This is a genomic window from Salinicola endophyticus (genome assembly GCF_040536835.1).
Classification (GTDB): Bacteria; Pseudomonadota; Gammaproteobacteria; order Pseudomonadales; family Halomonadaceae; genus Salinicola; species Salinicola endophyticus_A.
The window spans coordinates 142,113-161,652 of sequence record NZ_CP159578.1; the positions used below are offsets into that span (position 1 = coordinate 142,113).

A 19,540-nucleotide genomic window follows, 5' to 3' on the forward strand; every position below is an offset into this window, starting at 1 on the left:
GCGTCGAGAGCGCCGCCGGAAGAGGGCGGAAGGCCGGCAGCTTGCGATGCCGGCCGCAGGCGTGGCTCAGTAGCCCAGATCCTTGCGCCGCTGGTACTCGCCCTCGGGGTCGTCGCTCTGGGTGTAGAGCTTGGAGTCAGTCTGGATGAACTTGGGTGGCTGGGTGCCATCCTTCCAGTAGGCTTCGAGCGCGTCGAAGGCGGGGCCCGCCATGTTGGGCGTCAGCTCCACCGTGGCGTTGGCGTCGCCGTTGGCCATCGCCTTGAAGTAGTCGGGCACGGCGTCGATGGAGATGGTCAGAATCTCCTTGCCGGGGTGCAGGCCGGCCTCCTTCATCGCCTGAATGGCGCCGATCGCCATGTCGTCGTTGTGCGAGAACAGCGCGCAAATATCGCGCCCGCCGTTTTCCGCGCGGATGAAACTCTCCATGACCTCCTTACCGCCGGAGCGCGTGAAATTACCGGTCTGGCTGCGCACGATCTTGAGATTGGCGTGGTCGGCGATCGCCTTCTCGAAGCCCTGCTTGCGTTCGATCGCCACCGACGAGCCGGTGGTGCCCTGCAACTCCACCACGTTGCACGGTTTGTCGGCGACCTTGTCCACCAGCCACTGGCCGGCGACTTCACCCTCGTGCACGCTGTCGGCGCCCACCGCGGTCATGTAGAGATCCTTGGGCGCATCGATCTGGCGGTCGAGCAGAATCACCGGAATCTCGCTCTCCTTGGCCTCCTTGAGCACGTTGTCCCAGCCGGTGGCCACTACGGGGGCGAGCAGAATGGCATCCACCCCCTGGGCAATGAACGAACGCAGCGCGGCGATCTGGTTCTCCTGACGCTGCTGGGCATCCGAGAACTTGAGATCGATCCCGCGCTGCTCGGCCTGCTTGCGGGTAATGGTGGTTTCCGCCGCGCGCCAGCCCGACTCCGAACCGATCTGCGAAAAGCCGACGACCTGCGCCGCGGACGCGGTGGCACTGAACCCCATCAACGCGAGGCTGAGGGCGAGTGATTTCTTCATCGGTGGTCTCCCGTGATGGCGCCGGTTGCGCCCGTCTTCGTGGCAGGCGATGCGCGTCAATAAGGCGATTGATCGGCCGCGAGTGTGTCGGTGTGAGGCTATCGGTCTGCCGGATCCAGATCCTGAGGTCGCTGTCGCAAAGACCATTTTCGACCCTGTTTCGGCGGTGTTTATTCGGTTTTTCGACACTGTCGGTGGCGAATGAAACGCAGGCTCGTATGCCTCTTTTTTTTAGTACGTGATTAGTGCTGTTTTAAATACGTCGCTCGTTCTGACTGGGCGTCTCTTGGCTTTTTTATTGAGCGACGAAAGCCATTGAAAACCAATCACGCTTTGGTCGAGTCGATTTTAAAAAGGTTATCGCTCGCTGAACTGATATGGCGGGCGCGTTTTGAATGAGCGTCGGGGATGAGTTGTGGGGACGAAATGTGGGGGAAGAGATGCGCGGGAGGGAAAGCGGGCGCGGCCCCGCAGGGGGCCGCTGAAGTGTCGAATGTCGGAGAGCATCACCGGAAAGGAGCGTCGCCCCGGCCTGGCCGTGGCTCAGGCATCGAGTGCCGCCGACCAGCGCGTATACCACTCGCGGAACTGGGCGTACTGGGTCTCGGCGTAGCGCTGCTGGGCTGGGGTAAGGTCATCGCTCTCATTGAAGTGCAGGCGATACTCACTATCGCCGTTGAGCACCATTAGGTGCTTGTAATAGAGCACCAGATCGGCGCCCTCGTCGAATGAGGAGAGCACCGCCAGCGCGCGCTCCAGCTCCAGCGCCAGGCGCCGCGCCTCGGGGTCGCCGCTGGCGGCCTGGCGGCTGAGCTCGACCAGCTTGAGAACCTCCCGTGGCAGAGCGTTGCCGACCCCGGTGATGGCGCCGCTGGCGTTGCAGTTGACGAAGCCGTGCACCACCTGGGTATCGACCCCCACCATCAGGCTGACGTCGTCGTCCTGGGAGGTGATGTACTCGGCGGCATAGCGCAGATCCTCGGCGCCGCCGAACTCCTTGAAACCGACCAGATTGGGAAACGCCTCGCGCAGCGCGAAGAACAGCTCGGCGCGGGTGGCGAAGCCGTAGTAGGGGCTGTTGTAGATCACCGCCGGCAGCTCGGGTGCGGCTGCCAGAATCGCCGAGAAGTGCGCGCGCTGGGCCTGGCTGGAGGTACCGCGGGATAGCACGCGGGGAATTACCATCAAGCCTTGAGCCCCGACTTTGGCCGCATGCGCGGCGTGGGCGACCGCTTCTTTGGAATTGACCGCACCGGTACCGACGATGACAGGGACGCCGGCAGCGACTAGACGGGCCACGCCCTCCTGGCGCTGGGCCTCGCTGAGCAGCGGCCAATCGCCCATTGAGCCGCAGTAGACCACCGCGCGCATACCGAGATCGATCAGCTCGCGCCCTTTGGCGACCAGGGCGTCGTAGTCGGGGGTGCGCTGTGAGGTGCAGGGGGTCATCAGTGCGGGAATGCAGCCGCTGAAAATGGAGTCGGTCATGGTGTCCTCTGGCATTGTTTTCGGAATTCATGCGTTTTTGGAAGCGATGCGTGCGCATCTAGGTGCTGTCTGAAAAGTCGACGAGCGAAGGCCAGGCAAGGCAAAAATCGGCGAAAACGCGGAGTTTACGGGGTGTAAATGAGCATTTTGAGTCGATTTTTAACGCCGCATGGGCGAGCGCAGTACTTTTCAGACAGTGCCTAGGACGCGGTGATGCCCCAGGCAAACGGATCGTTGTCATCGATCAGCAAGGTGGCATCGGCGGTGACGTGGGCGGTGCCGGTGATGAAGGGCAGGATGCGATCGCCCTGCCAGTCGTAGCGCCCCTCGAAGCGGCTGCCGGTGATGCTGGCCTGGACCCAGGTCTCGCCGGGGGCGAGCTTGCCGTCCGCTGCCAGGCAGGCCAGTTTGGCGCTGGTGCCGGTGCCGCAGGGGGAGCGGTCGTAGGCCTTGCCGGGGCAGAGCACGAAGTTGCGGCTGTCGGCCGGCGGATTGCCGTGGGTATCCGCGGCGAACAGCTCGATATGGTCGATGTGGCCACCGTTCTCGCCGGTGATGGCCTGCGCGTCCAGCGCCTGACGAATGGCCCAGGTGAAGGCCGTCAGCGCCTCCTCGTTGGCCAGCGTCAGCGCCTGGTCGTGCTCGCCCACCAGGAAGAACCAGTTGCCGCCCCAGGCGATATCGCCATGCACCACGCCGTAGCCCGGCACCTCGACCGGCACCCGCTGGCGGTAGCGGTAGGCGGGCACGTTGCCCACGGTGACCGCGCCGTCATCGTGGAGAATGGCACTGACCTGCCCCACCGGGGTATCGATGCGGTGGGTACCCGGCGCCAGCTTGCCAAGATGGTAAAGCGAGGCCACCAGCCCGATGGTGCCGTGGCCGCACATGCCCAGATAGCCCGTGTTGTTGAAGAAGATCACCCCGCAGCTGGCGTCCGGCGAGACCGGCTCGCAGTAGAGCGCCCCCACCAGCACATCGTTGCCCCGCGGTTCGAGCAGACACGCCCGCCGCCACTGGTCGTGCTCGCGTCGCAGCAGCTCGCGCTGGGCAGCCATGTCGCCGGTGAGCGCCGGGAAGCCCGACATCACCAGCCGGGTCGGCTCGCCGCCGGTGTGGGAGTCGATGACGTGGATACGCTGCATGGGGGCTCCCGTGCCGAGAGGGCAGAAAAGAGGTGATAGGACCGAATTATTTTATATTTTATACAATCCCCGAAAGGATAAGGGAAGGGGTGGCTAGGAGTCGCTAGGAGTGGATGGGTTGGCCGTGGCGATAGATGGCGGGATGCCCGGCATCATCAGTACGCCATCCCGATGGCACGCGCAGTGACCTCGTTTGTATACGATGACCGCGTCAGCGGACCATGAAACGGCGCGACGCGCGCGGTCTCATGGGGTAAAACCGAAGACGGAACATGACCTTGAGCGATGACAGGAGCAGAGCAGATGCAGGAACTCAACGCGCAGCCGCTGACCGCAGCAGCCTTCGCGCCTTTCGGTGAGGTGATCGATGCGCGCATCGGCGAGTCGTTCGCGATCAACGGGGGGCGCACCCAGCGCCACCATGCGTTGGCCAAGGTCGATATCCGCGATGCCGCGACGCCGCCGCTGATCAGCCTCTTCGTCAGCCAGCCGGTGGCCCTGCCGCTGGAGGTCGATCTGCTCGAGCGTCATCCGCTGGGCAGCCAGGCGTTCATGCCGCTGCACGAGGAGCGCTTCGTGGTCGTGGTGGCGCCGCCGGGCGACGACATCGATCCGAGCGCGATTCGCGCCTTCGTCACCGACGGCCGCCAGGGGGTCAACTACCGGGCCGGGACCTGGCATGCGATCCACTCGGTGCTGGAGCGCGAGGGGGAGTTCCTGGTCGTCGACCGTGGTGGTGCCGACAATCTCGACGAGCGGGAGATGAGGATTCGGGTCGTCGCCTAAAGCGACGCTGCCCCGCCAGGGCGGGGCAGCGAGAAGCTTGCCGCAGCGGTTCTATCAGACCGGCTTGCCGCTGAGTGCGCTGGCGGGGTCTTCTGCCCGCTCCATGCGTTCGCGCTCGGCGTCGATGATCTCGAGCGCCTGCTCCGGTGTCACCTTCGAGGCGGGCGTGACCAGGCTGACGACGATACCCACGATCAGCGCTACCAGCACGGCGGGGATGCTGGGGTTACCCCAGAACGTGGCCCAGGCATCGACGTTGATCACCGCAAGCGAGGTCGCCGACGCGGCGATCAGGGTGGCGATGGCCCCTTGCCAGGTGTAGCGCGGCCAGAAGCGCCCGAGCACGCCGCAGACGAACATCCCTGCCATCACCGTGGCGATCATGCTGGTGATGTAGCTGATGACGTTGTTGGAGGTGAGCGCGAACAGCAGCGCCAGGCCGATGGTGACGACCAGCGCCAGCCGGGAGAGCCCCACGACCCTGCGCGCCGAGGGCGTGTGGCCGGTGAACAGCACATAGATATCGCGCAGCAGGATCGACACCCCGGCGATGGCGTCGGAGCTGGCGCTCGACATGGTCGCCGAAAGCCCCGCCACCAGCAGCAGCAGGCCCAGCCACAGCGGCAGAATCTCGGTGGCGAGGAACGGGAAGGCGAAGTTGCTGTTGTCCAGATTCGGGTTGAGGGCATGGGTCGCCATGCCGATGATCGCCGGAATGATCGAGAACAACAGATAGAGCACGCCGGTGATCACGAACGATTTGCGTACCGAGGCCACCGAGCTGCCGGAGTAGATGCGCTGGCGGTAGGAGGGCGTCGCCAGCACGCCGACCGCGATCACCGCCGCCAGCGACAGCGCCGGCACCAGGCCGATCTTGCCGATACCGAGAAAGCTGGTGGCCGCGACGTCCATGTTGGCGCCGAGGCCGGAGAAGCCACCGACCTCGACCAGCGCGATGATCGCCATCACGATGAAGCCGACGAACAGCACCACCGCCTGCACGGTGTCGGTCCACACCACGGCCATGTAGCCGCCGATCACGCAGTAGATGCCGAAGCCCAGCGCGACCAGGATGCGCGCCGTGGTCAGGTCGATCCCGGCCATCCACGACAGGTAGAGGCCTCCGCCGAGGATATGCGCGCCTAGCCAGCCGATGCAGGCGATGTAGATCAGCACCGCGACGACGTTGCGCACCAGGCGGTTGGCGCCGACGTAGTAGGAGAGCTCCTCGCTCATGGTCATGAAGCGCAGGCGTCTCACCGGGGCGAACCAGAACGCCAGCAGCAGCACCCCGATCGCCCCGCCGATGCCGTAGAGGGCGCCGGCCCAGCCGTTGGCGTAGCCGAAACCGACCGCGCCCATGCTCGACCCGGTGCCGACCATGGTCGCCACGGTAGTGCCGATGGTCAGAAAGAGCGGCAGGCTGCGCCCGCCGAGCAGGAAGTCGTCGCCGTTACCGCGGCTGTGGCGTGATACCCAGCAGCCGAAGGCGATCATCACGATCACGTAGGCGACGAAGGTGCCGAGGAAGACTTGGCTGTTCATGGCTACCTCTTATAATTGTCGTCCCGGTCGTTGCCGCGACCGGAGCAGTGTGAAATGTCATGTCCCGTGGGGTTTTTCACTGCGGTCGCGCCCTTGCCGGGGCGCGACCACCTTTCGTTACCGCTTTCTCATTGCCGGGAGGCTTGCCCAAAGAGGTCTCCGCTTAGGCGCTTATCAGGCGCGGTCGGCGCGATAGCACTTGATATCCACCTCCACCTTGCAGTCCACCACCAGGTCCTGGACGCTGCAGATCCGCGCCGGAGGGTGGTCGCCGAACACTTCCTTGAACACCTTGTTGAACGAGCTGAAGTAGCGCGCGTCGGTGAGCACGGCGGTGACATGGACCACGTCCTCCACGCCGTAACCGGCCTCCTCGGCGATCTTCAGACAGTTGGCGAAGGCCAGCCGCGACTGCTCGACGATGCTGCCTTCGACCACTTCGCCGTCGGTCATCGGCGTCTGGCCGGAGACGAACAGCCAGCCACCGGCTTCGGTGGCGCGGGCGAAGGGCAGCTTCTGGCCGCCGGTGCCGACGCCGCCTTCGACGCCATAACGCTTGATGCTCATGCAAAATCTCCTCTCTGGGTCAGGGAAGACCCCACGCGGCGCGCGGGGCCGATACGGAATGTCAGGCGGCGGGCCGCGAGGGGCGCGGTGACAGCCGCACTTCGCGCCGCAGCAGGCGCCCGGCGCGGGTAGCGCAAGCCTGGCCGTGGCGATAGCCGATCGCACCGTTGACCACCACCAGCTCGATGCCGCGGGCCTTGGCGATCGGTGCGCTGTAGGTGGCGGTGTCCTCGAGGGTGTCGAGGTCGAGCAGCACCAGGTCGGCAAAGGCGCCGGGGCGAATCTCGCCACGGTCTGTGAGGCCGAAGTTGGCGGCGGAAAGCCCGGTCATCTTGTGCACCGCCGCGGCCAGCGGCAGCAGTTGCAGATCGCGGCTGTAGTGCGCCAGCACCCGCGGGAAGGCGCCCCACAGGCGCGGGTGCGGATGCGGATCGTTGGGCAGGCCGTCGGAGCCCACCATCGATAGCGGATGCGCGAGTACCTGGCGCATGTCCGCCTCGCTCATGTTGTGGTAGACCGCACCGGCCGGCTGCAGCTGCCGCGCGGCGTCCTCCAGCGACAGCTGCCACTGTGCGGCGATCGTCTTCAGCGGCTGACGCGCCATCTCGGGGTGCGGGTCGGACCAGGTGATGAAGATCTCGATCTCGTCGGTGACCTGGCCCAGGTCCAGCGTCGAGGAGCCGGCGGTGTAGGGGTAGCAGTCGCAGTGCACGCCGTGGCGGCGCGCGGCATCGTCGAGCCTGGCCAGCGCCAGGGGCGAATTGCCCCAGTTGCCGGCACCGGCGCACTTGAGATGCGAGATCACCAGCGGCGCCTGGCCGTGGGCGGCGGTGGCGAAGGCTTCCTCCATCGCCGCGGGTAGCCCCGCGAACTCGTCACGCAGATGCGTGGTATAGACGCCGCCGGCGTTGCCCACCGCCTCGACCAGCGCGTTCATCTCGGCGCTGGGGGCGTGGAAGGCGTTGCGGTAGGCGAGCCCCGAGGAGAGCCCCAGGGCGCCCTCGGCCAGAGCATGCTCGAGCTGGGCGCGCATGGCCGCGATCTCGGCCGGGCTGGCGGGGCGGTCGAAGCGGTCCATCACCTGGCTGCGCAGGCTGGTGTGGCCGATCAGCGCGGCGACGTTGACGCTGGGACGCGCCGCGGCCACCGCCTCGGCGTAGGCGGCGAAGGTGGGGTAGCGGAAATCCTCGGCGCGCCCGAGCAGGTTCATCGGGTCCGGCACCTCGCCATCGAGGCTGACCGGGCTGGCGCTGATGCCGCAGTTGCCGACCACCACCGTGGTCACCCCCTGGGAGAGCTTGGGCAGCATCTCCGGGGTGCGGATGACGTTGGTGTCGTCGTGGGTGTGAACGTCGATGAAGCCGGGGGTCAGGGTCAGCCCCGCGGCCTCGATCTCCTCGCGGCCATGGGCGTCGGCCAGATCGCCCACGGCGGCGATGCGCGCGCCGTCGATGGCGACATCGGCGACGAAGGCATCGCGGCCGCTGCCATCGATGACGCTGGCGCGGCGGATCAGCAGGTCGTGCAGGTGGGACATGGGCGCTCCTGGCGTCTCAGTCGCCGAGCGGCTGGCGATCGTCGCCGCCGCGATGGGCATCGAGGGTGATCTTGAGCCGCCGCAGCTTGTCGCGGGTCCGCGCCCGGTGGCGCAGTGCCAGGCCCAGCGCCAGCATGTCGACGGCGGCCATCATGGCGTAGCGTGATGACGACGGAAAATAGATGAAGTCGGTCTCCCGTGAGGCCAGCGGCAGCGCCAGGTCGGCGATGCCGGCCAGCGGCGAGCCGACCGCGGTGATCGCGACCACCCGCGCGCCGTACTCGTGGGCCAGCTCGGCGGCATCGTTGATCTCGGGGGTGTAGCCGCTGGCCGAGAGCGCCACCACCACGTCTTCCGGCTCCAGGGTGGCGGCGACCATGCGTGGCAGCAGCGCCTGCGGATAGGCGCTGATCGCATAGCCCAGCCGCACCAGCCGGAACTGCAGCTCCTGGGCCATCACCGTGGAGCCACCGCCGGCGCCGAAGACCAGGATCTGGCGCGCGCTATCCAGCATCGCCACCGCACCCTCGACGTCGGCCTGCTCCATCAGCGTGCGGTTGAGCGCCAGGGTCTGAGTGGCGCTGTCGTAGATCACGCCGAGGCCATCCTCCTCGTTCGCTTCCTGGATGAAGCGGCGTCCTGCGGCCAGGGCGCGGGTCAGGCGGGTCTTGAGGTCGCGTACGTTGCGGCACTCCACGGCCCGGGCGAAGCGTGTCACCGTGGCGTCGCTGACCCCGGCGCGGGCGGCGATCTCGCCGATGCTCGCCTCGGCGACGAAATCGATATCGTCGAAGATCAGCCCGGCGACCTTGCGCTCGGCAGCGCGCAGGCTGGGGAGACGGGCGGTGATCAACGACAGGATGTCGATCTGCTGGCTCACTGAGGTCTCCTCTGGCGACAGCCGGTGGCGGGCGGGAAAAACATGCTTGTTATTTTCTATCCTAGTTTCTGAAACTGTGAAAGTTATTTTCTTGCGGCCTTGGTCGACGTGCAGCGCCGGCCCCTTTCCGCCGGGGCGACGCGCTCGCGGTCACAGTGACGAGGTCTTGAGAAACGCCTGCAGTCGCGGTGACTCGGGGGTCGAGAACAGCGTCGCGGGCGGGCCCTGCTCGGCGATGCGGCCGCCATCCATGAACACCACCTTGTCGGAGACATCGCGGGCGAAGCGCATCTCATGGGTGACCAGCACCATGGTCATGCCCTCCTGGGCGAGACTGCGAATGGTCTCGAGCACCTCGCCGACCCGCTCCGGGTCGAGCGCCGAGGTCGCTTCGTCGAACAGCATCACGCGCGGATTCATGGCGATGGCGCGGGCGATCGCGACCCGCTGCTGCTGACCGCCGGAGAGCTGGGCGGGGCGGTGATCGCGGCGCTCCAGCATGCCCACCCGCTCCAGCCAGTGGTCGGCCAGCTCCACCGCCTGACGCCGGGACATGCCGCGCACCCGGGTGAGGCCGAGGGTGACGTTGTCCAGCGCGCTCATGTGCGGAAACAGGTTGAACGCCTGGAACACCATGCCGGTCATCGCCCGCTGGCCGGCGATCTCGCGCTCGCTGGCGCGCACGCGCTGGCCGTTGCGCTGGCGATAGCCGATGCTCTCGCCGCCGATCCGCACCTCGCCCTGGTGAAACTCCTCGAGCAGGTTGAGGCAGCGCAGCAGAGTCGTCTTGCCCGAGCCGCTGGCGCCGATGATGGAGACCACGTCGCCCTCGTTCACCACGAGGTCGATGCCTTTGAGCACTTCGAGTTCACCGAAGCGCTTGTGCAGCGCGCGCACTTCCACGATGGGAGTCATGTCGTTCTCCTGGCGGGGCGGTCGAGGCGCCGGCCGACGTAGCGTCCGACCTGCTCGATGGCGAAATCGATCAGGAAGTAGATCAACCCCGCGAGCAGGTAGAACTGCATGTTGAGAAAATTGTTGCTGATGATCTGCTGGGTGGTGAGCAGCAGTTCGGCGACGCCGATCACGGAGAGCAGCGTGGACGCCTTGACCATCTCCACCGCGGCGGTGATCCAGGTTGGCAGCGCGTAGCGCAGCGCCTGGGGGAACAGGATGTGGCGGAAGATGCCAGCGAAGGTGAGACCGATGGCGCGGCCGGCTTCGATCTGCCCACGCGGCAGCGCCTGCAGAGCACCGCGCAGGATCTCGCCGACATGCGAGGCGCAGAACAGCGTCAGTGCCAGCACCCCGGCCTGGAAGGCGCCCAAGTCGAGGCCCACGGCGGAGGAGATATAGAAAGTGGCGAGCACCAGGACCAGCACCGGCGTGCCGCGGATGATGTCGATGTAGACGCGCGCCGGCCAGCGCAGCGGCTTGATGCCGTAGGTCACGGCGACCCCGATCGCGATGCCCAGCAGCGTGCCCGCGACGATGGCCGACAGCGAGACGCCGATAGTGATCGCGGTGCCCTGCAGCAGCGCATCCCGATGGCTGATCACCTGGTTGAGGAAGTAGTCCCACTGCATCTCAGTTCGCCTCCAGGACCAGGCGCTTCTCGAGCGCTCGCAGAATCAGCGTGATGGCGTAGCAGCAGACGATGTAGAGCAGCGAGGCGACCAGCCACACCTCGATCACGCGGAAGGTCTCGGAGTTGATCTTGCGCGCATAGTAGGTCAGCTCCGGCACCGCGATGGTGGCGGCCAGCGAGGTGTCCTTGAACAGCGAGACGAAGTTGTTGCCGAACGCCGGCAGTGCGTTGCGGAACATGATCGGCAGCACGATATCGCGCTGGATGCGCGACCGGGTCAGGCCGATCGCCTGGCCCGCCTCGATCAGACCCGGTGGCACGCTCAGCAGCCCGGCGCGGAAGACCTCGGCCATGTAGGCGCTGGTGTAGAGCGACAGCGCGACGATGAAGCTGCTGATCTTGTCCAGCGACAGGCCCAGCTGGGGCATACCGAAGAACAGGAACAGCACGATGACCAGGATCGGCAGATTGCGCAGGACCGAAATCCAGGCGAAGGCGAGGCTTGCCAGCCAGCGGCTCGGTGCCCGGGTGGCGAAGGCGACGACCAGCCCCAGCAGCGAGCCGATCGCGATGGAGACCAGCGCCAGCAGCAGGCCCAGCCCGATACCGCTCAGCAGCAGCGGCCACTGCGCCAGGATCGGGGCGAAGTTGAAGTGATAGCTCATGACAGTTCATTCACCGGCGGCGATTCGAGGACAGACCCCCGCGCCAGACGCTGGCGCGGGGGTCCCGGAGTTCAGCGCATCTCGCTGGGGAAACCGGTCTCGGGCGCCGGCGGGCGCTCGCCGAACCACTGCTCGAAAGCCGCAGCGTAGCGTTCGAACTCGACCCCGTTCATCGCTTGCTCGAGGGTGGTGTTGACGAACTGCAGCCAGCGCGCGTCGTCCGGCGAGACCGCGCAGGCGTAGGACTGCGGATTCCAGGCGTAGCCGGCGTCGGTATAGCGGCCGCTGTTGTTCTTCATGTACCACTTCAGCGTGGAGAGGTCGGTGGCCACGGCGTCGGCGCGGTGCGAGTTGAGCGCCTGATAGATCAGGTTCTGGCTCTCGTACTGGTCCACCTTCGCCTCGGGGAGGGCCTGATGCACCATCTGCTCGGCGTAGACGTTCTGCAGCACCGCCACCGTGATGTCGCTGCCGGCCGCCTTGAGCGCGGCGAAGTCGGCATAGTCGCCGCCGTCGAGCATCAACAGGCCGACGCCTTCGCGGTAGTAGGGCACGGTGAACGCGACCTGCTGGGCACGCGCCGCGGTCACGGTCATCGCCTGGCAGGAGATATCGACCTTGTTGGTCAGCAGGTTGGGGATGCGCGCATCGGAAGATTGATTGACGAAGCGCACCTTGCTGGGATCGTTGAACAGCCCCTGGGCCAGGATATGGCCGATATCGGCATCGAAGCCGACGGTCTGGCCATTCTGGGTGAAGTGCCAGGGCGGATTGGCGCTGCCGGTGCCGACGATCAGCTCACCGCGCGCGAGTACGTCCTGCAGGGTGTCGGCGTGCACGTCGGCGACGCTCATCGAGGAGAGGGCGAATACCGAGATGGCGCCCAGCATCTTGTGGATCGTTGTCATGGGTAGGCTCACCTGTTGTTGCTGTTGTTTGCGGCTGATGTTGTTTGCGGCTGCTGTGTGCGGCTGCTGTGTGCGGCTGCGATCCGGCGTCCCTGTTTGTCTGAAATGATCGGCTGTCTGAAACGATCAATCGTCCGATATTTCGGACTGTTGTCTGGTTTACCGGATAAATCTATACTGCGCGCATTCCAGTCCGCCGCGCAAGAGGGGCTTATCCTGACGATCAGCGTCTGGGTATCCTGGCCTTTCATGCCGGCCAACGAAGAGGTGATATGCGTCAATCCACGACATCGACGTCCCGGGCGCGCGGCATCGACCGCGTCATCTCGCTGTGCGAGCAGCTGCATCTGCATCGCGAACCGATGACGCCCAAGGAGCTGATGGCGGCCACCGGCGCGCCGCGCTCCAGCGTCTACGAGCTGATCAATCTGCTCAGCGAGGCCGGCTGGCTGGAGACCGGCAGCGACGGGCGTATCTTCTTCGGCCGGGCGATGCACTACTTCGGTCTCGACTACGCCGACCACAACGATCTGCTGCGCCGGGCGCGGCCGGTGATGCGCCAGCTCTCGGCGCGCTTCGACGAGACCGCGCAGCTGTGCATGCTCGACGGCGACAAGTACACCGTCATGCTCAACGAGAACGGGGCGCGGCCGTTTCGGATCAGTTCCGAGGTCGGGGTCAAGGTGCCGATCCCGTGGACCGCATCGGGACGCGTGCTGCTCGGCGGCATGTCGCGGGAGGTGATCCTGGGGCTGGTGCCAGAGGCCGATTTCGTGCTGCCCAGCGGTGAACAGATCGATATCGATGCCTTCCTCGCCGAGATCGAACACACGCGCCAGCGCGGCTATGCGCTCACCGAAGGGCTGGTGGACAGCTTCGCCTGCTGCATGGCGGTACCGATTCACGAGGGCGATACCATCGCCCGGGCGACGCTCTGCTTCACCGTGGGGCGCAATGCCGATCAGGCACGCCGTGAGACCCTCGTCGAGGCCCTGCGCGAGGCCGCCGCGACGCTGTCCCACGGCGACTGAACCGGGGGGCCGGCGTGCGCCGGCGCCGCTGGTTCTCTTCCCGTGTTGTCATCTTTTTCTCTGGCATCTTTCGCTCTGCCTCCGGAGGCCCGTCATGCACCACTCGCCCAGTCCTGTTTCCGTGACCAGCAGTGTCCCCGTGATCGAGAAGGGCACGCCCTACGGCGCGTCGACGCCGGCCAAGCTGCTGCGCGACGTACCGCTGCCGGCGGCAGCCGTGCTGGCGCCGGCGCTGGCCCACAACATCGCCTGGATGCAGCGCTTCGCCGCCGACCACGGCGCCGAGCTGGCGCCCCACGGCAAGACCACCATGGCGCCTGAGCTGTTCAAGCGTCAGCTGGCGGCGGGGGCCTGGGGGATCACCCTGGCCACCGCGGTGCAGACGGCGGCGGCACACGCCCACGGCATCGAGCGCGTGCTGATGGTCAATCAGCTGATCGGTGAGCCCAATATGGCGCTGGTGGCGGATGCCATCGCCGCGGGGCTGGATTACTACTGCGTGGTGGACGGGGTCGACAACGTGCGTGCGCTGGGTGCCTTCTTCGCCGCCCGTGGGCTGCGTCTGCAGGTGCTGGTGGAGCTGGGCGTGGCCGGCGGGCGCTGCGGCTGTCGCGACGCTGACCAGGTCGCGGCGGTGGTGGCGGCGATCGCGGCCGAGCCGGCGCTGGCGCTGGTGGGGGTCGAGGGCTACGAGGGGCTGATCCACGGTGTCGACGAGGTCGCGGCGGTACGTGCCTACGCCGCGCGACTGGTGGAGACGGTACGCAGCCTGCGCGAGAGTGGTGCGCTGGCACGGGAGGCACCGATCGTCACCGCCTCGGGCTCCAAGTGGTTCGACCTGATCGCCGAGGGTTTCGACCGCGCCGAGCTGCGCCAGCACTACACCCCGGTGCTGCGCCCCGGCTGCTACGTGGTCCACGACCACAAGCTCTATGCCGGCGCCATGGCCGAGATCAAGTCGCGCCATCCGGGGCTGGCGGGCGAACTGCAGCCGGCACTGGAGGTGTTCGCCCAGGTGCAGTCGCTGCCCGAGCCGGGGCGTGCGATCGTCGCCCTGGGCAAGCGCGACATCGGTCACGAGCCGGATCTGCCCATCGCCCTGCGCCGCTATCCGCAGGGCCAAGCGACGCCGTGCGAGATCGAGGGGTGGCGCAGCGTGCACATCATGGATCAGCACCTGTTCCTCGAGCTGCCCGCCGGGGCCGAGATCGCGGTGGGCGACGTGATCGCCTTCGGCACCTCGCACCCCTGTCTGACCTTCGACAAGTGGCGCCGCCTGCTGCTGGTGGATGCCGACCTGAACGTCGAGGGGGCTCTGGAAACCTGCTTCTGATGCCACGCCGACATGCTGCATCACAAAATTGGAAATCCTTTCCATAAATATTGACGCCAGCATCCCGCTCGCTTAACTTGGCACACGGCGAGCGATGCCGGTGCCCCCTGCCCGACGTCGACGCCTCTCTACTTGGGGCCATCGCCCGCTGCGGTGGTGGCCCACCCGAGCGCTCTTCCGTCGGGTAAGAGACCTTATTCACAGACGGAAGCTTGGCGAGCCATCGGCTCGCCATTTTTTTGCCCCAGCCGCACGGCCGGCTCGCCGCGCCGTTCACGCTCGGCTTTGTACGAAAACTGTTCACGCTTGCCGCCTTTTCGTACACACCCTGGTTTCTGCCGCACCTTCTACAACTTTGGTGGTCTATATCTCCCGTTTTCGCCCGCCCTGCCACTGGGCGCGTGGGTAGTGGCGATCTGCCTGCCGGGCAGCAGGTGCTTGCCGGCAGGAGAGTTCATGGCAGTCAGATAAGGAGGCGTACGTGATTCATCAAGGACGAGCGAAGACGCTGATGCGGGCCCGGCAGTGGCTGCTGGGCGCCGGGCTGCTGGCACTGGCCGGCGGCGCCCAGGCCCAGCTCGAGGATTTCGACGCGCTGGACAATCCGGCCGAGGCCGAGAAGCCATTCGAAGGGCAGGCCGAGCTGGGCTATCACAAGATCAGCGGCAACAGCCACAGCGAGAGCCTGCGGGCCGGCGCCGACATGACCTGGTTCGATGCGCCCTGGTCCTACAACTTGAAGCTGGGGGCCAGGAGCGCCAGCGACGATGACGAGACCTCCGCCGAGGAGTATTTCGTCCAGGGCCGCACGCGCTACAACCTTTCCCGCGCCAACTATCTGTTCGGGCTGGCGCGCTGGGACAAGGACCGTTTCTCAGGTTATGACTCGCAGAGCACACTGATCGGTGGCTATGGCCGCCAACTCCTCGAGGGACCGCCGCATTCGCTCTCGGTCGAGGTCGGCCCCGGGGTGCGTCACGACGAATACACCGGCGACGGCAGTGACGATCTGGCGCTGTTCTATGCCGGACTGGACTACGGTTGGCAGTTCTCCGAGAACTCGCGCTTCACTCAGACGCTGGCCACCGAGTCGTCGCGCGAGAACATCATCGGGCGCTCCGAGACGGCGCTGGTCGTGGCGATGAACGACGACCTGGCGCTCAAGCTCTCCTACGAGGCCGACTTCAACGACAACCCGCCGCCGGGGGCCTCCAGCCAGACCGACACCACCACCGGGGTGTCGCTGGTCTACCACATGTGACTGAGAGGGTGTTTACAAAATGTCTGCGCTCGACAATACGGCGTTGAAATCGATCTCAAAATGCTCATTTACTCCTCGTAAACTCCGCTTTTTCGGCCGATTTCGCCTTGTCTTGCCTTCGCTCGCCGACTTTGTAAACACCCTCTAAGAACGCCCTTCACAACCACCAGGCGACGTGGGCTTATCCGGCGCCCATCGTCAGAGGGTTTGGAAGTCAGTTCTGTACCGACATCACCGCTCCGCCATCGACGCGCAGATTGCTGCCGTTGACGAAGGAGGCGTGGGGGGAGAGCAGCATGGCGATGATGTAGGCGACTTCGTCCGCCTCGCCGCGGCGCTTGGCGACGATGCCCGGGCGCTCCTCGTCGAGAAAGCTCGCCACCGCCTCGTCGAACGAGCAGTTCAGCGCTTTGGCGCGCTGGTGCATCATGCCATCGGTCATCGGCGAGGCGATGAACGCCGGTGCCACGGTGTTGCACAGCACCCCGTGCGCCGCCTCGCGGTAGGAGAGGTTCTTGATGAAGGCGCTCAGCGCCGCCTTGGCGGTGTTGTAGACCGCCTCCTCCCAGTAGGGCTGTACGGTGTTCTCCGAGGTGAGACAGATGAAGCGCCCCCAGCCCTGCTCGCGCATCGCCGGGATGGTCGCGCGTGCCAGACGCACCGCGGAGAAGAAGTCGATCTGCCACGCCTCTTCGTAATCGGCGTCCGGCAGGGTCAGCGGGTCGCCCTTGGCGCCGGTGATGCCGGCGGCGTGGACCACCATGTCGATATGGCCGAAGCGTTCGCGGCCGCGGGCGACGAGGGCATCGACCTGGGCCTGATCGGTGACATCGGCGGTGACGCAGAGCGTTGCGCCGTCGAGATCGGCGGCCGCCGCCTCGAGCGCCTCGGCGTCGATATCACTGAGAACGAGGTTGACGCCCTCGGCGGCGAGCCGCCGCGCGGTCGCCAGACCGATACCGCCCTGGGCGCCGGTCACCAGTGCGGTCTTGCCGCTGATGGCGAGATCCATGTGTTTGCCTCCTTGCAGACCATGCACTTGTAGACGACGAACTTGCAGAAGATGGCGCCGCCGCACAGGCGACGACACCCGAGCCTTGAGCATGGTCACGATTGGCGTGCGGCGCCAACCCGGTTTTGTCAGCCCTGGCTGGCTGCGGCATAGTGTGCGCTTCTCGCCATCATCACCAGACACCCCCGCACAGTGGTCGCCGCCAGGCATCGTCTGCAGGCGGCGCCGTCGTCGCGCCATGACGGGGGATCTCGCAGGGAACGCCATGACAATCCGAATTCTCTCCCGGACGCTCGGTGCCGGGGTGCTGCTCGTGCCGCTGGGGGCGCTGGCTCAGGCGGGCAGTGCCGCGTCCGAGGCCCGGCCGGTCATCGAGGTAACCGCGCCGCGCCTGGCGCGGGAGCTCTACGCCACGCCGGCGGCCGTCTCCGTGGTCGACCGCGAAGCGATCCAGCAGGGCCAGCAGCGGGTCAGGCTGGACGAGTCGCTCGACCTCGTCCCCGGGCTCTATCTGCAGAACCGCAACAACTTCGCCCAGGGGCAGCGCATCGCCATCCGCGGTTTCGGCGCGCGGGCGCCTTTCGGTGTGCGCGGTATCACCGTGATGGTCGACGGTATCCCCTATACGCTGCCCGACGGCCAGGCCCAGCTCGATGCCATCGATCTCGACAGCGCCGAACGCATCGAGGTGATCCGCGGGCCGGCCGCAGTGCAGTACGGCAATGCCGCCGGTGGGGTGATCAGCGTGACCACGGCGGATGGGCGCGACGATCCGGGTAGCCACATTCGTATGGAGGGGGGCAGCCACGGCTATCGCAAGTACGCGGTGAGCAACGGCGGGGTCAATGGCCCCTGGTCGCACCATGTCAGCCTCTCCGCCCTCGACTATTCGGGCTACCGTGACCACAGCGCCACCGAGAAGTATCTGCTCAATGCCAAGCTGCGCCGCGAGCTGGGTAGCGACCGTGCGCTCACCGCCATCGTCAATCTGCTCGACAATCCCGAGTCCGAGGATCCGGGCGGGCTGACCCGGGCGCAGGTGCATGCCGATCGCGATCAGGCCGGGGCCTTCACCGAGAAGTACGACACCGGCCAGAACGTCGATCAGCAGGTACTCGGCCTGCAGTACGAGGATCTCTCGGCGGGGCCCGGGGCGCTCTATCTCAAGGGCTTCTATCTGCGCCGCGACTTCGGGCAGCAGCTGCCCTATCCCGGCGACAGCCTGATCGACTATCAGCGTGACTACTATGGCGGCAGCGCCGAGTATCACCAGACCGTGCATCTGGCGCAGATGCCGCTGCGCTATGTCGCCGGGGTCGATGTCGCGCATCAGCGCGACGACCGTGGACGCAAGAACGTCGCCTTCAGCGGCGAGGTCACCGGTACGGCGGCCGACGAGACCCAGACGGCGACCTCGCTGGGGGCCTTCGTGCAGGGCGATCTCGACCTCGACGAGCGCTGGACGCTCTCCCTCGGCGGGCGCTACGACCGGGTCCGGATGAAGATCGACGACGCCTATATCGACCCCGCCAACGAGGACGGCGATGACAGCGGCGAGCGGACCTTCGATCAGTGGAGCACCAGTGCGGGTATCAGCTACCGCTACCGTGCCAACCATCAGCTCTATGCCAACACCGCCACCGCCTACGAGACGCCGACCTTCTCCGAGTTCGCCAACCCCAGCGGCGCCGGCGGCTTCAACGGCGATATCGAGCCGCAGAAGGCATGGAGCCGCGAGCTGGGCGCGCGCGGCAGCTTCGCCAACGGCGTCGACTACGACGTCGCGCTGTTCTCGGTGCGGGTGCGCGACGAGCTGGTGCCCTACGAGGGCGAGTCCGGGCGTACCTTCTACCAGAACGCCGGTGACAGCGAGCGCGATGGCCTCGAAGTCGCGCTCGGCTGGCAGTTCACCCCTGACTGGCGCCTCGACAGCGCCCTGACGCTGGCGCGCTACCACTTCGACCATTTCTCCGATACCCAGGGTCGCTACGACGGCAAGCGCATCCCCGGCCTGCCGCAGCAGACCTGGGTCAACCGTTTGAGCTGGGAGGGGGTAGGCAAGCGTTTCGCCAGCGTCGAGACCCAGTACGTGGGCGATATGGTGGCGGATAACGCCGGCGATGTGACGGTCGGCGACTACTGGCTGGTCAATCTGCGCGGCGGCGACGGCTGGCATCTCGGTGGCGACACCTGGCTCAAGACCTATGTCGGTGTGCGCAACCTGTTCGCGGTGGAGCACTATGCCAACGTGCGCATCAACGCCAGCAACGCGCGCTACTTCGAGCCGGCGCCAGGGCGAACGGTCTATGCTGGTATTGGCCTGGATTTCTGAGGCACAACGGCACGGGCGCCGTGAATGGCGTCCCGTTCGGCGATTCACCCAGCGCTTCTCGAGCGCCATCATAACGACACCGGGCCGCCCTGGCTGTGCCCGGCGGGATCACGAGGAACTCATCATGCGTCATCTACTCTCTTTCGCCTTGGCTGCGCTGCTCTTGTCGCTGCTGGCCGGCTGTACCGTCAACACCTACGCCGATGGCCAGCGCGAGGTCCAGCCCGGCGTACCCCAGGATGGCCCCACCGCCAATCCGGCGGATGCCACCCGCGGGCAGGAGGGGAGCGGCGAGCTGCCCTGATCGCCTGTCACGCCGTGTTAGAGGGTGTTTACAAAATGCCTGCGCTCGGCAATACGGCGTTAAAATCGGCCTCAAAATGCTCATTTACCCCGTGTAAATTCCGCTTTTTCGACCGATTTTGCCTTGTCTTGCCTTCGCTCG

Annotated in this window: 18 protein-coding genes; 6 read left to right on the top strand and 12 right to left on the bottom strand. The window is 66.2% G+C overall.

The window, feature by feature from the left end; all coding sequences use genetic code 11:
* Positions 1–66 precede the first annotated feature (66 nt).
* The 3 genes from ytfQ to ABV408_RS00635 form a co-directional block, all read right to left on the bottom strand.
* Entirely contained in the window at positions 67–1,017 is a 951-nt protein-coding gene (ytfQ, locus tag ABV408_RS00625) for a galactofuranose ABC transporter, galactofuranose-binding protein YtfQ (RefSeq protein ID WP_353980630.1), read from the bottom strand.
* A gap of 543 nt (positions 1,018–1,560) precedes the next feature.
* Positions 1,561–2,505 (bottom strand): dihydrodipicolinate synthase family protein, encoded by a 945-nt coding sequence (locus ABV408_RS00630; protein WP_353980631.1) that lies wholly within the window; start codon positions 2,503–2,505, stop codon positions 1,561–1,563.
* Between the two features lie 200 nt (positions 2,506–2,705).
* Positions 2,706–3,650: a 4-hydroxyproline epimerase gene (locus tag ABV408_RS00635; protein ID WP_353980632.1), complete on the bottom strand. Its 945-nt coding sequence runs from the start codon at positions 3,648–3,650 to the stop codon at positions 2,706–2,708.
* A 303-nt stretch (positions 3,651–3,953) separates the two neighbouring features.
* Between ABV408_RS00635 and ABV408_RS00640 the strand changes: the two genes are divergently transcribed.
* Positions 3,954–4,436 (top strand): ureidoglycolate lyase, encoded by a 483-nt coding sequence (locus ABV408_RS00640; RefSeq protein WP_353980633.1) that lies wholly within the window; start codon positions 3,954–3,956, stop codon positions 4,434–4,436.
* Positions 4,437–4,490: 54 nt separating this feature from the next.
* Here the strand turns inward: ABV408_RS00640 and ABV408_RS00645 are convergent, their stop codons facing one another.
* The 8 genes from ABV408_RS00645 to ABV408_RS00680 form a co-directional block, all read right to left on the bottom strand.
* Positions 4,491–5,981: a sodium:solute symporter family protein gene (locus ABV408_RS00645; protein WP_353980634.1), complete on the bottom strand. Its 1,491-nt coding sequence runs from the start codon at positions 5,979–5,981 to the stop codon at positions 4,491–4,493.
* A gap of 174 nt (positions 5,982–6,155) precedes the next feature.
* On the bottom strand, positions 6,156–6,548 hold the full coding sequence (locus tag ABV408_RS00650) for a RidA family protein (RefSeq protein WP_110650929.1): 393 nt from the start codon (positions 6,546–6,548) through the stop codon (positions 6,156–6,158).
* A 61-nt stretch (positions 6,549–6,609) separates the two neighbouring features.
* Positions 6,610–8,085 (bottom strand): D-aminoacylase, encoded by a 1,476-nt coding sequence (locus tag ABV408_RS00655; RefSeq protein WP_353980635.1) that lies wholly within the window; start codon positions 8,083–8,085, stop codon positions 6,610–6,612.
* A 16-nt stretch (positions 8,086–8,101) separates the two neighbouring features.
* The gene (locus ABV408_RS00660; RefSeq protein ID WP_353980636.1) at positions 8,102–8,965 is read right to left on the bottom strand and encodes a MurR/RpiR family transcriptional regulator; all 864 of its coding nucleotides are present in this window, start codon (positions 8,963–8,965) and stop codon (positions 8,102–8,104) included.
* A 150-nt stretch (positions 8,966–9,115) separates the two neighbouring features.
* Positions 9,116–9,880, bottom strand: coding sequence for an amino acid ABC transporter ATP-binding protein (locus ABV408_RS00665; protein WP_353980637.1), 765 nt, complete (start codon positions 9,878–9,880; stop codon positions 9,116–9,118).
* The gene (locus ABV408_RS00670; RefSeq protein WP_353980638.1) at positions 9,877–10,551 is read right to left on the bottom strand and encodes an amino acid ABC transporter permease; all 675 of its coding nucleotides are present in this window, start codon (positions 10,549–10,551) and stop codon (positions 9,877–9,879) included. The genes ABV408_RS00665 and ABV408_RS00670 overlap by 4 nt, the downstream gene beginning before the upstream one ends.
* Position 10,552: 1 nt before the next feature.
* Complete coding sequence (locus ABV408_RS00675; RefSeq protein WP_353980639.1) at positions 10,553–11,218, bottom strand: amino acid ABC transporter permease; 666 nt, start codon at positions 11,216–11,218, stop codon at positions 10,553–10,555.
* Between the two features lie 71 nt (positions 11,219–11,289).
* Positions 11,290–12,126 carry a transporter substrate-binding domain-containing protein gene (locus tag ABV408_RS00680; RefSeq protein ID WP_207036388.1) on the bottom strand — a complete coding sequence of 279 codons (837 nt, stop codon included), beginning with the start codon at positions 12,124–12,126 and terminating at the stop codon, positions 11,290–11,292.
* Between the two features lie 272 nt (positions 12,127–12,398).
* Between ABV408_RS00680 and ABV408_RS00685 the strand changes: the two genes are divergently transcribed.
* From ABV408_RS00685 to ABV408_RS00695, 3 genes are all read left to right on the top strand, one after another.
* On the top strand, positions 12,399–13,157 hold the full coding sequence (locus ABV408_RS00685; protein ID WP_035476299.1) for an IclR family transcriptional regulator: 759 nt from the start codon (positions 12,399–12,401) through the stop codon (positions 13,155–13,157).
* A 94-nt stretch (positions 13,158–13,251) separates the two neighbouring features.
* Positions 13,252–14,490, top strand: coding sequence for an amino acid deaminase (locus ABV408_RS00690; protein WP_353980640.1), 1,239 nt, complete (start codon positions 13,252–13,254; stop codon positions 14,488–14,490).
* Between the two features lie 481 nt (positions 14,491–14,971).
* Positions 14,972–15,751: a DUF481 domain-containing protein gene (locus ABV408_RS00695; RefSeq protein ID WP_353980641.1), complete on the top strand. Its 780-nt coding sequence runs from the start codon at positions 14,972–14,974 to the stop codon at positions 15,749–15,751.
* A 214-nt stretch (positions 15,752–15,965) separates the two neighbouring features.
* On the opposite strand, the gene ABV408_RS00700 is transcribed toward ABV408_RS00695, so the two are convergent.
* Positions 15,966–16,763 (bottom strand): SDR family oxidoreductase, encoded by a 798-nt coding sequence (locus tag ABV408_RS00700; protein ID WP_353980642.1) that lies wholly within the window; start codon positions 16,761–16,763, stop codon positions 15,966–15,968.
* Positions 16,764–17,028: 265 nt separating this feature from the next.
* Between ABV408_RS00700 and ABV408_RS00705 the strand changes: the two genes are divergently transcribed.
* On the top strand, positions 17,029–19,095 hold the full coding sequence (locus ABV408_RS00705) for a TonB-dependent receptor (protein WP_353980644.1): 2,067 nt from the start codon (positions 17,029–17,031) through the stop codon (positions 19,093–19,095).
* A gap of 124 nt (positions 19,096–19,219) precedes the next feature.
* Positions 19,220–19,399, top strand: a complete 180-nt coding sequence (locus ABV408_RS00710; RefSeq protein ID WP_106418905.1) for a hypothetical protein — start codon at positions 19,220–19,222, stop codon at positions 19,397–19,399.
* Positions 19,400–19,540: the final 141 nt, after the last annotated feature.